This window comes from Collinsella sp. D33t1_170424_A12 (genome assembly GCF_015554865.1).
GTDB lineage: Bacteria > Actinomycetota > Coriobacteriia > Coriobacteriales > Coriobacteriaceae > Collinsella.
Genome location: NZ_JADNJJ010000122.1, coordinates 1 through 11,747, shown reverse-complemented (window position 1 = coordinate 11,747; position 11,747 = coordinate 1). Strand labels below are relative to the sequence as shown.

Here is an 11,747-nt window from a genome sequence, read left to right as displayed (position 1 = left end):
CCCGCCTGCGGCATCCAGACCGCCTACGTGGGCAACGGCGTGCAGGAGCGCGCCACGTGGTCGGGCTCGATGGCCGATTTCGCCGCCAGCTTCAACGAGATCGAGGAGCGCTTCCACCGGCGCCAGGAAGAGGCTGCGGCCTCCCGCGCCTAGCGAAGCGGATGCAAAACCCAGGGGCGCCCCCGCGAACGAACGCGGGGGCGCCCCTGGTTACACGGTGGGCGTGCGATGGATCTAGCAGGCGGCGACCTCGGTCTCGCCCGTCATGATCTTAAGGATCTCGACGTCGGTATCCTTCATGCCCACGCGGCCCACGTAGCCCATGGCAGCGATGGTCTCCTCGACCGTATCCTGCACGACGCCCTCGCCCGCGCGGAACCCGCGGCCCTCGAGCGCCATATCGCAGCCGAGGATGGCCGCGTCCACCGCCGCCGAGATCTTGGCCGCGCAGCTCGCCTTGGCGCCGTCGCACACGATTCCGCCGACGTTGCCCAGGGTGTTCACGATGGTCGCGCCGATCTGCTCGCGCGTGCCGCCTCGCATCCAGCAGATGGCCGCACCGGCTCCGCACGCCGCGCACACGACGCCGCAGAACGCCGAGAGCGCACCGATGTAGCTCTTGGTATGGATGGCCACGAGGTCCGCCAACGCGACCGCGCGCACCAGCCTATCGTGCGGTACGCCGAGCTGCTCGCCGTACGTGAGCACGGGCAGGGCGCAGGTGATGCCCTGGTTGCCCGAGCCGCACACGATGGCCACGGGCAGCGCGCACCCGCTCATGCGCGCATCGGACCCGGCCGCCGCGCGGGCGCGGGCGCGGCATGCCACGTCGTCGCCGCGCGTCGCCAGCAGCGTGCGCCCGACCTCGGCGCCCCAGGAGTTGCGCAGGCCCTCGTCCGAGATGGCGCGATTGAGCTCGAGCTGCCGCTCGAGCGCGGCGCGGGCGCCCTCGATGTCGCCGGACTCGACGAAGTCCATGATCATATCGAGCGACATCCCCTCGACGGGACGCGCATGGGAGGGCTCGGCGGCAGCGGGGCCCGCCGCATTCAGCAGCGCGCACGTGCCCGAGCATGCATCCTCCACCTCGCCGCCGCGCGCCGCGGGACACAGCTGGTTCGCCGGCACGCCGTCGCGCGTGCAGCGCACGACGTTGGTGTGGTGCTCCGAGATGGCGACCTCGGCCACGTGGCCCAGGGCCTCGGCGCGCACATCGATATAGAGGTTGGGCACGCCCTCGACGAGGCTCACCTCGCAGTAGCCGTCCGACCCGAGCAGCTCGACCGTGCGGGCGCGGTGCGCATCGTCCACCCCCTCGAGCACCTCGAGCGCCGCGGCCGCGTTGCCGCCCACGGCGCCCAGCACGGCCGCGGCCTCGACGCCGCGCATGCCGCCGGAGTTCGGCACCGTCACGCTCTTCACGTTCTTGATGATGTTCCCCGAGCATCCTACGCGCATGGCCTCGGGCTCGCAGCCCAGCACCAGGCGCGCCAGCGCCGCCGCGTACGCCACGGCGATGGGCTCCGTGCATCCCAGCGCGCAGATCAACTCGCCATCGAGCAGCTCGCACAGCGCCCGATCGCGCGCCGCGGCATCCCTCGTTACCTCGCTAGCAGATTCCCCCACGATTGCCTCCTTGCATCGACCAATGGTTGCAATTCTACTTGGTTCGACGCAAATTTCCTAACCATGCCGCCCTTCACGGCCGAACGGACGCCATCCAGCGCGCACGGGGCGAGCTCGACGGACATGGATGCCCGCTACGACCGAAGGTACCGGGCCAGGAACGCGCGGGTACGCGGATGCGCGGGCTCTGTAAACATCTGCTCGGGCTCGCCCTGCTCGGCGATGACGCCCCGGTCCATGAACACCACGCGGTCGGACACGGTGCGCGCGAACTCCATCTCGTGCGTCACGACGACCATGGTCATGCCGTCGCGCGCGAGACCGCGCATGACCTCGAGCACCTCTCCCACGATCTGCGGGTCGAGCGCGGAGGTCGGCTCGTCGAACAGCATGATCTTGGGATTCATGCACAGGGCCCGCGCGATGGCGACGCGCTGCTTCTGGCCACCGGACAGCGTCGCGGGGGCGGCGTGCGCGAAATCGGCCAGGCCCACGGATTCAAGATGGGCCAACGCGACGGCCTCCGCCTCGGCCTTCCCCATCTTCTTGAGCGTCACCGGCGCGAGCGTGCAGTTATCGAGGACGTCCATGTTGTTGAACAGGTTGAATCCCTGGAACACCATGCCGATATCCTCGCGCAGCCCGTTCACGTCCACATGGTCGGCCGTCAGGTCGCTGCCCTCGAACCACACGTGGCCCGCATCGGGCGTCTCAAGCAGGTTGATGCAGCGCAGCAGCGTCGACTTGCCCGAACCGGACGCGCCGATGATCGTCACGACCTCGCCCGGCGCCACGTCCAGGTTCACGTCCCGCAGCACCTCCAGGTCGCCGAACGACTTCCGAAGGCCCTCGATGCGAACCATGCAGCCATCCATGGGGACAGCGGATACGTTCATGCTCATGATCTAGTTCTCCTCCACGTTGACGGGCTGGTCGGACGTGCTGCCGAGCTTGACGGGCCTCACGTCGAGCCGGGCAGCGAAGCGGCCCAGCAGCCACGAGGCGAACATCGTGAGGCACAGATAGATCACGCTGGTCAGCAGCGCTGCCTCGAATTGGCGATAATACATGCCGCCCACGGTCGTCGTGGCGAACATGAGGTCGAAGGTGCCGATGACGGACAACACCGAGGAGTCCTTGATGTTGATGACCAGCTCGTTGGACAAACCGGGAATGGCGAGCTTCACGCCCTGGGGGAAGACGACCTTCCTCATGGCCTGCCACTGCGAGAGGCCGAGCGAGCGCGCCGCTTCCATCTGGCCGGCGTCGACGGACTCGATGCCGCCGCGCAGGACCTCCATCATATAGGCCGTCGAGTTCAACACGATGGTGACGAGGCCGGCTGCAAAGGTGCTCCAGATGGCATTGATCTGCGTAGTCGCGAGGCTCGTCAGCTTGAACAGCGAGAACACGCCGAAGAAGATGATCATCGCCTGGACCATCATGGGCGTGCCGCGCACCACGGTGCTGTAGGCCTTGGCGAAACCCGCTCCCGCGACCTTCCAGAACCGAACGAAATCGTTATCGGCACGGTCCACCACCTGGATACGCAAGAACACCAGCAGCAGCGCCAGGAAGAATGCTATGACCGTGCCGAATACCGCGAGGGCGACCGTGGTCTTGAAGCCCTCGAAGAAGATCGCGCGGCTGTCGTAGAGCATGAAGAGCATGCTCTCGAGCATGGGCTCGGGACGCGTATCGGCGGTCACGGCGACCCGCCATGCCGATGCGAGCCCCATCGCGATGCGGTCGATCGCGAGGACGAGCGTCATAGCGCACACCGCATACGAGCCGTAGCGAAGCGCGCGAACCGCAGCGGGACGCGTGAAGGGCGACGTCTGCGCGTACGTCCTCCACCTCGCAAGCTTGAACGCGAGCGCGACCGCGGAGAGGGCGACCCAGGCGGCGAGCGCGTAATACATGACGACCTCGACGCCGTAGGCATGCGCCATGAAGCTGAGCGCGGGACGCGGGCGGCTCGACAGCGCCATGCCCGCCGCCGCCACGGCGCTCGTGCCGAGCAGGACGTAGCGGTGGTCGGCGCGGGCGAACGCGGCCATGCGGGCCAGGGCGCCGTCCATGCCGGAACGTGTGGAATCCATAGTCTCCCCCAGATAGAGCGATAGGGCCCGAGGCGCGCGCGGGCCCTTGCCCAACGCGCACCAGGAGCGTTGATGGTTGTCTTGGTTGACGATACGCGCGAGCGCTAGGCGGGCTGGCGGTCCATGCAGGCCGACCACATGTCCTGTCGATCCTGTTCATCGATGTCGGCGATGATCTCGTTGATGCGGACGAGCGCGGCATCGTTGCCCTTCGCGACCGCCGCGTTGTCGGGCATGCGCGACCCCTCGAAGGCGTCGGCCATCTCGAGCTCGACGAAATCGGGATAGACCTCGAGCAGCTTGGGGGCGGAAAGCTTCGAGTAGGTGATGATGTCGCACGTGCCACTGCGCAGGTTCTCCACGACCATGGGGACGGTCTCGGCGGGCGTCATATGGTTGACCTCGGGAATCTGGTCGATCACGTCGTTGTACATGGTGGCCGCCTGGCCCAGGATCGATGCATCCTCGAGGTCGGCGAACGTGGTGGCGCCGGCGTACGCGGAATCCTTCTTGGTGATCATTACGATATCGTCGTCCACATACGACTCGGAGAACAAGGCCGCCGAGGCGCGCTCGGGCGTGACGGACATGCCCGCGCACACGATATCCACCTGGCCGTTGTTGAGCGCATCGATGAGCGAGCCGAACTCGAGCTTGACCGCGACGGCCTCCATGCCGAGCTGCTCCGCGATGATCTTGGCAACTTGGACATCGTAGCCATCGGCATAGGCGCCCGAAACGTTCTCGATGGGGATGGTGAAATCGGAAGCCGAGGAAACCTGCCAGTTATAGGGGGCATATGCCGCCTCCATACCGACGCGCAGGGTGACGCCGTCGCCCAGTACCGCGGAAGAGGCCGAGGAGCCCTCCGCATCATCCGCGCTCTCCAGGGGAGCAGGGCCGCACCCCGTGAGGAACATCATCCCCCCGATGCCCAACGCCGTGAGACCCGAGAGCTTGAGAAACTCCCTACGGGAACGCATGGCGGATCGTACCGATACATCGACAGTCTCGTGAGTCATGATGTTACCTCCGGTTTTTAGTTTGAGACCCCTTTCGCACGACGCAACCAGAGGGGGCCCATCCCCCTCTCCCTTGCAACTCAATGCGTGAAAGTTCCGCGTGCTGCATGGCAGGATACTCCATCTTGATGAAGCGTCAGCACGTCATATTCCGAGAAATAGATTGGTTACATTTCATATTCATAAATGCGCATACACTGGGACGCCGGCGGCGATGCGGGAGGGCCGCCGTCTCGATGGCGCCCAGAATCACAACCGGGGGCGAAGCGGATGGACCTACAATGGCATCGAACCACACGACCGCCGCACCCCGAAAGGACCCTATGCTGCCCTCCTACCTCGACGATCCCGCCCTTGCATCCGTCGCGCTCGTGGCCACCGATATGGACTGCACGCTCCTGGCCGATGACGGCACCCTGCCTCCCGACTTCAACCAGCTGATCGCCTCGATGGAGAACGCCGGCATCGTGTTCTGCGCCGCAAGCGGACGGCCCTGCTACACGCTGCGCGAGATGTTCGCCGACCACCTCGATACGATCGCCCTCATGTCGGACAACGGCGCGGCGATCGCCTATCGCGGGGAAATCATCTACAAGAGCCTCATGGAGCCGAAGGATGTGGACGAGCTGCTCGGGTTCACCCTGGAAGACGGGCGCGGCTGCCCTACGGTCTGCAGCCTGGATGCCTGCTACATCAGGGCGTGCGACCGCGTGCACGACGGCTATTTCCGCAAGTTCTTCTCGACGATCCGCTATGTCGACACCTTGGACGGGATCGATGCCGAGGTGAACAAGTACACCGTCTACTTTCCCGAGCGAAACGCCGAAGAGGTGTTCGCCGACGCCTACCGCGACGCATGGGGCGACCGCTTCCACGTGACCAACGCCGGCCGCGAGTGGATCGACGTGATGAACCGGGGCATCAACAAGGGCTCGGGTATCGAACGGCTCTGCGAGCACCTCGGCATCCCCACCGCCGACGCGGCCGCGTTCGGCGATACCTACAACGACATCCAGATGCTCGAGGCGGCGGGCCATGGCTTCGTCGTGGCCAACGCCGAAGAGCACATGCACGCCCATGCCAACTACCTCGCACCCAGCAACAACGACCGCGGCGTGTCGACGGTCATCGAGGCGATGCTCGCGGTGCGGCGCTAGCGCGCAAGCGGAGCACGGCGTCAAAGGCCGCCGGAAGCCGTGCGCCTCGAACCATACGCGGCGAACGCACGAGGACGAAAAAACGGGAGGCGACTCGCTTACGAGCCGCCTCCCGTCGTCATTTGAAAGCGCTTCGCAGACCTCGGGGCCGCGAGCGCGCTACTTGGCGTCGGCCCAGGTCACGCCCGTGCTCGCCTCGGCGATGAGCGGCACGCGCAGCTCGACCACGTTCTCCATCTCCTCGCGCACGAGGGCCGTCAGAGCTTCCACCTCGGAAACCGGGCACTCGAAGTCGAGTTCGTCGTGCACCTGCAGGACCATGCGCGCGGCAAACCCCTCCTCGCGCAGGCGGCGCGCCACGCGGATCATCGCGAGCTTGATGATGTCGGCCGCCGAGCCCTGCATGGGATGGTTCATGGCCGTGCGCTCGCCGAACCCCCGCTGCACCGGGTTCTTCATCTTGAGCTCGGGGATGGGGCGGCGCCGGCCGAACATCGTGACCGCGTAGCCGCATGCCTTGGCGTCCTCCACCGTGCGGTCCAGGTAGGCGCGCACGCCGGGATAGGCCTCGAAGTAGCGGTCGATCATCTCGCGCGCCTCGCCCATGGGGATATCGAGCGTCTGCGACAAGCCATAGGCCTGCTGGCCGTATACGATGCCGAAGTTCACCGCCTTGGCGCGGCTGCGCAGGTCGGGGGTCACCTCGTCGACCGCGACGCCGAAGACGCGCGCGGCGGTCTCGGCATGGAAGTCCTCGCCCTCGTTGAACGCCGCCACGAGGTGCTCGTCGGCGGAGAGGTGCGCGAGCAGGCGAAGCTCGATCTGGGAGTAATCGACCGCGAGCAGCACGGATCCCTCCCCTGCCGAAAACGCCGTCTTCACCGTGCGCCCGAGCTCGGAGCGCGTGGGGATGTTCTGCAGGTTGGGGTTGGAACTCGAGAGGCGCCCCGTCGCCGTGATCGTCTGGTTATAGGTGGTGTGCACGCGGCCATCGGTGCGCCGCAGCTGCCCGAGCGCGTCGAGATAGGTCGACTTGATCTTCGTTTTCTCGCGATACTCCAGCACCAGTCGAACGAACTCGTGGTCGCGCGCAAACTCCTCCAGCACGCGGGCGTTCGTGGAGTAATAGCCGGTCTTGGTCTTCTTGAGGCCCTTGGTGGGCAGCCCCATCACGTCGAACAGGATATGGGAGAGCTGCATGGGGCTCGAGATGTTGAAGGTCTCGTCGCCCGCGAGCTCGCGGATGCGCGACGCCAGGGCATCGATCTGCCCGCCCAGTTCGGCGGAGAGGCCGGCGAGGCGATCGGGGTCGACCAACATGCCCGAGCGCTCCATATCGGCGAGCACCGGGACCAGCGGCATCTCGATCCGCGTGAACACATCGACGTCGCCATCGCGCTCGAGGGCCGCCGCCAGCGGCTCGAGCAGGCGCTGCGCCAGAACGGCGGCGCGGGCGCCGCGGGCGGGCGCATCGGCCGGGGCGCCCTTCTCCCCGCGCACCGCGGGCAGGCCGACATGCAGATAGGTCTCCGCCAGGTAGGCGTCGTCGAAATCGGCGCGAATCGAATCGAGCAGGTACGCGGCCACGACCACGTCGAAGACGCGGGCGGGGTCGACCATCAGCGGATCGAGGAAGGCGCGATGCGCCGAGTCCACGGGTGCGACCGCGTGAATGAGCGCCTTGACGTCGGGCGAGGCCACCGAGGCGTTGGCGAACAGGCACAGCAGCACGCCGCGCACCAGGCCGGCATCGGCGTCCACGCCCAGGTTGGCCGCGACCTCGGCGGGAAGCGGCGCGGTCGCGAAGTCGTCCTGGTGAATCTCCTCGAAGGCGAGCAGCCCCTGCGACGTCGCCGCCCACAGGGTCCAGGTGGTGCCGAACAGCGAGTCCGCCGCCGCGTCGTCATCGAGTGCCACGGAGACCCACTCGCCCGCCTCGATGGCGGCGAAGAGCGCAGCCAAGGCGTCGGCCACGCCCTCCCCCGACTCGGCGATCGCGCGCACGGCGGGCTCGGGCAGGTCGAAAGATGCGGGCTGGGGCAGGTCGGCCACCGCGCCCTCACCCAGCAGCGCCAGGAAGCGGCCCTGCATGGCGGTGATACCCAGCTCCCCCAAACCGGAGCTCACCTGGACGGCATCGTAAGCAGGGAAGTTCGTCGAGGCGAAATCGACCGATACGGGCGCGTCGGTGCGGATGCGCGCCACCTCGCGGGAGAGCAGCGCGTCGTCGATATGGGCGCGCAGGTTCTCGCCCATCTTGCCCTTGACCTCGTCGCCATGGGCGATGACCTCGTCGAGGCTGCCGTACTGCGCGATGAGGGCGCTGGCCTTCTTGGGGCCGATGCCGGGCACGCCGGGGATGTTATCCGAGCTGTCGCCCTTGAGGCCGTAGAAATCGGGTACGAGCTCGGGCGTGATGCCGTGGTAGAGGTCGTCCACGCTCTCGGGCGTCATGATGGCGATGTCGGACAGGCCCTTGCGGGTCGAGACGACGTTGATATGGTCGGTGACCAGCTGGTACATGTCGCGGTCGCCGGTGATGAGCAGCATGTCGCAACCGGCGGCCTCGCCGGCGCGGGCGAGCGTTCCCAGGATGTCGTCGCCCTCCCAGCCCTCGGCCTCCACGATCGGCACCCGGATGGATTGGAGCAGCTGCTTGATCATGGGGAACTGCTGGCGCAGGCCGTCGTCCATGGGCGGGCGCTGCGCCTTGTACTGCGGCAGCATCTCCATGCGCACCGCCGGGCGGCCCTTGTCGAAGGCGACGACTACGCCGTCGGGATCGAACTCGTCGACCATCTTGAGGAACATGTTGAGGAAGCCGAAGACGGCGTTGGTGGGGCGGCCGTCCGGAGCGTTCATGGTGGGCGGGACCGCATGGAAGGCGCGATGCATCAGCGAGTTGCCGTCGATGACGGCGAATACGCGGCGGCGCTCGGCGGCGGGGGCTGTATCGGTCATAGGGGAACTCCGTTCCTGCGTGGTTTTCCACCTACAGTCTACGGCACGGGACACGGGGGCGCACCCACAAACCGCAACGGCGCGGCGACTACGAAATGCCCGAAAAACTGCGGGCGTACCCGCACGATTACAAGATGGTTCACGGGATGGCGCGCGCATCGCGTGCACGCGCACGTGATACCATGGCGAACAGCACCAGATCACCCACGTAGAAAGGACGCATCCCATGGAGCGACCCAACGCATGGAAGAAATACGACGACGCGGCCCTGGCCGAGGTCGACGAGCTCTGCGAGAGCTATCGTCGCTACATCAGCGAGAACAAGACCGAGCGCGAGTGCGTGAAGTCCAGCATCAAGTTGGCCGAGGAGGCCGGCTACGTGAACCTCGAGACGGCGATCGCCGAGGGCCGTGCCCTCAAGGCCGGCGACAAGGTCTACGCCGCCAGCCACAACAAGACCCTCATGCTCGTGAACCTGGGCCGCCGCCCGATGGAGCAGGGCATGAACATCCTGGGCGCCCACATCGACTCCCCGCGCCTCGACCTCAAGCAGAACCCGCTCTACGAGGCCGGCGACATGGCCTACCTCGACACCCACTACTACGGCGGCGTGAAGGCCTACCACTGGGTCGCCACCCCGCTGGCCCTGCACGGCGTCATCTGCAAGAAGGACGGCACCACCGTCGACATCGCCGTGGGCGAGGACCCGGCCGATCCGGTCTTCTGCATCTCCGACCTGCTGATCCATCTGGCAAGCGAGCAGATGGAGAAGCCCGCCGGCAAGGCCGTCGACCATGAGAACCTCGACGTCATCGTCGCCGGCCGCCCCGTCGTCATCGAGGGCGACGAGGAGGTCAAGGAGCCTGTCAAGCAGATGTTCCTCGACCTTATCAAGGAGAAGTACGACGTCGAGGAGGAGGACTTCCTCTCCGCCGAGATCGAGGTCGTGCCCGCCGGCCCCGCCCGCGACATGGGCCTCGACCGCTCCATGATCTTGGGCCACGGCCAAGACGACCGCGTCTGCGCCTACCCGTCCCTGCGCGCCCAGCTCGACACGCCCGAGGTCGAGACCACGAGCGTGACCCTGCTCGTCGATAAGGAGGAGATCGGCTCCGTAGGCGCCTCCGGCATGACCAGCCGCTTCTTCGAGAACACCGTAGCCGAGATCATGGCGCTCGCCGGCGAGGGCTCCCCGCTGGCGCTCCGCCGCGCGTTGGCGAACTCCCGCATGCTCAGCTCGGATGTGTCGGCCGGCTTCGACCACCTCTACGCCGATCGCTTCGAGAAGAAGAACGCCGCCATCATGGGTCACGGCCTGTGCTTCAACAAGTACACGGGCTCCCGCGGCAAGGGCGGCTCCAACGATGCCGACGCCGAGTACTTCGCGCTGATCCGCGACATCATGGACGAGGCCGGCGTGGACTACCAGACCTGCGAACTCGGCCGCATCGGCGCAGGCGGCGGCGGCACGATCGCCTACATCCTCGCCGAGTACGGCATGGACGTCATCGACTCCGGCGTGGCCGTCATCTCCATGCACGCGCTGTGGGAGGCCACCAACAAGGCCGACATCTACGAGGCGTACAAGGGCTACAAGGCCTTCATCGAGCGCCCGTAACGCACCCGGCGAACAGCGCCCTTCGCACGGCGCCGCGCCCCGGCGCCCGGCACTCCGACGTGCCCCGGAAATCACCCCGACCCTCGCGGAAACCAGGGGACCCAAGAACGGCACCCGCGCCCGCATCGATGCGTCCAAACGCTCGATGCGGGCGTTTTCTTTCCATCGGAGCCCCGATGGCGCCCCTATACGAAGCGCGGCGGCATCCGCCCCGCCGCGAACGCCGTCTGATGCGAATGCCAGGAGCCCGGGTGCGGGCGTCGAAAAGCTCTCACCCTCGATGTGAGTGGATTATTTTCACACCCCTGGACAGACCGCGTTTTCAGCGCAAAACCGCCCGTAAAAGCCCAGGTAATCGCACTGCCAAGAATCGAGCGATCGGGCTGTTTCATTTTTCCACTCACTTCGAGGGGGAGAGCCCAGGCGGCCCCCGATATTCCACTCACTTCGAGGGGGAGAGCCCAGGCGGCCCCCGATATTCCACTCACTTCGAGGGGGAGAGCCCGACGAATGCGCGAATTCCACCCAAAGCGTGCGGGCGGACCCGATCGAACCCGCCAGCCTTGACCTCTCGAAGGCCAAAGCCCCATGACCGGGCACGCGGTCGTCGCCCATCCTCACAGCATGGGAGCCCGGTCCGCGCGCGTCCACGGCATTTCAAAACAGCCGCTCGAACGTACCCCGCCCGGCTCGCTCCAGAATGCCGGCCGCTATCGAATAAGCCCTGCAGACAAGGACCCTTGCTCACACCTCGCCCAGGCGACGCCAGTCGCAGAAGAGCTCCCGGCGAAGCGCGCGCTCGCGCTCCATCAGCAGCGCCGATTTCTCAAGATAACGGCCCTCGAGCTTCATTCCCACCAGCTCCGCCATCTCCCTATGCCTGGCATCATCCCTCAGCTGCGCGTACGTGAGAGGAATATACTCATATCCCATCGCCTGCAGCGCGGCTTGCCGGTCAAAATCCAGCAGCTGCCGGTCGGCAGCCGAATGAATCAACCTGCTTTGGCATTCAAGCACCAGCTGCCTGGAGCCATCCAAGCTCTCGGCAAGCAGATCGGCATAGCACACCGATTGACCCGTCAGGATCCTTCCCGACCGGGAGAGGTCGATCCTCTCGTCAAGACGAACGACCCTCCCCTCGCCGCCGCGCAAGCGCGACAGCCCGTACTGCAATGCCGCCCGCACCTCGAACGGCGACCGAGCGCATCCGAAGTAATCCTGCGTAGCGCGCAGGAGTCGCAAGCCCCCTCGAGCACCCTGG

The 11,747-nt window shown here is 66.5% G+C and carries 7 protein-coding genes and 1 pseudogene; 2 read left to right on the top strand and 6 right to left on the bottom strand.

From position 1 onward, the window contains the following. Positions 1 to 234: 234 nt before the first annotated feature. From I2E26_RS05355 to I2E26_RS05340, 4 genes are all read right to left on the bottom strand, one after another. Complete coding sequence (locus I2E26_RS05355; RefSeq protein ID WP_195419902.1) at positions 235 to 1,626, bottom strand: L-serine ammonia-lyase, iron-sulfur-dependent, subunit alpha; 1,392 nt, start codon at positions 1,624 to 1,626, stop codon at positions 235 to 237. A gap of 134 nt (positions 1,627 to 1,760) precedes the next feature. Continuing rightward, positions 1,761 to 2,528: an amino acid ABC transporter ATP-binding protein gene (locus tag I2E26_RS05350; protein WP_304515627.1), complete on the bottom strand. Its 768-nt coding sequence runs from the start codon at positions 2,526 to 2,528 to the stop codon at positions 1,761 to 1,763. Positions 2,529 to 2,531: 3 nt separating this feature from the next. Beyond that, positions 2,532 to 3,728, bottom strand: coding sequence for an amino acid ABC transporter permease (locus I2E26_RS05345; RefSeq protein WP_195419901.1), 1,197 nt, complete (start codon positions 3,726 to 3,728; stop codon positions 2,532 to 2,534). Between the two features lie 104 nt (positions 3,729 to 3,832). After that, the gene (locus tag I2E26_RS05340; protein WP_229056439.1) at positions 3,833 to 4,750 is read right to left on the bottom strand and encodes a transporter substrate-binding domain-containing protein; all 918 of its coding nucleotides are present in this window, start codon (positions 4,748 to 4,750) and stop codon (positions 3,833 to 3,835) included. Positions 4,751 to 5,031: 281 nt separating this feature from the next. Here I2E26_RS05340 and I2E26_RS05335 point away from each other — a divergent pair, with 281 nt between their 5' ends. Continuing rightward, on the top strand, positions 5,032 to 5,907 hold the full coding sequence (locus I2E26_RS05335) for an HAD family hydrolase (protein ID WP_229056438.1): 876 nt from the start codon (positions 5,032 to 5,034) through the stop codon (positions 5,905 to 5,907). Between the two features lie 159 nt (positions 5,908 to 6,066). On the opposite strand, the gene polA is transcribed toward I2E26_RS05335, so the two are convergent. After that, a complete protein-coding gene (gene polA / locus I2E26_RS05330; protein ID WP_195419899.1) occupies positions 6,067 to 8,868 on the bottom strand; it encodes a DNA polymerase I in 2,802 nt (933 codons plus the stop codon). 226 nt (positions 8,869 to 9,094) lie between these two features. Here polA and I2E26_RS05325 point away from each other — a divergent pair, with 226 nt between their 5' ends. Further along, complete coding sequence (locus tag I2E26_RS05325) at positions 9,095 to 10,486, top strand: aminopeptidase (RefSeq protein ID WP_195419898.1); 1,392 nt, start codon at positions 9,095 to 9,097, stop codon at positions 10,484 to 10,486. Positions 10,487 to 11,230: 744 nt separating this feature from the next. Here the strand turns inward: I2E26_RS05325 and I2E26_RS05320 are convergent. After that, positions 11,231 to 11,747: pseudogene (locus tag I2E26_RS05320) on the bottom strand (hypothetical protein); the annotation flags it as partial.

Excerpts from the sequence above, each read along its gene's own strand:
- I2E26_RS05350 (WP_304515627.1), bottom strand. The coding sequence starts at position 2,528 with ATGAGCATGAACGTATCCGCTGTCCCCATGGATGGCTGCATGGTTCGC.
- I2E26_RS05345 (WP_195419901.1), bottom strand. The coding sequence starts at position 3,728 with ATGGATTCCACACGTTCCGGCATGGACGGCGCCCTGGCCCGCATGGCC.
- I2E26_RS05340 (WP_229056439.1), bottom strand. The coding sequence starts at position 4,750 with ATGACTCACGAGACTGTCGATGTATCGGTACGATCCGCCATGCGTTCC.
- I2E26_RS05335 (WP_229056438.1), top strand. The coding sequence starts at position 5,032 with ATGGCATCGAACCACACGACCGCCGCACCCCGAAAGGACCCTATGCTG.
- polA (WP_195419899.1), bottom strand. The coding sequence starts at position 8,868 with ATGACCGATACAGCCCCCGCCGCCGAGCGCCGCCGCGTATTCGCCGTC.
- I2E26_RS05325 (WP_195419898.1), top strand. The coding sequence starts at position 9,095 with ATGGAGCGACCCAACGCATGGAAGAAATACGACGACGCGGCCCTGGCC.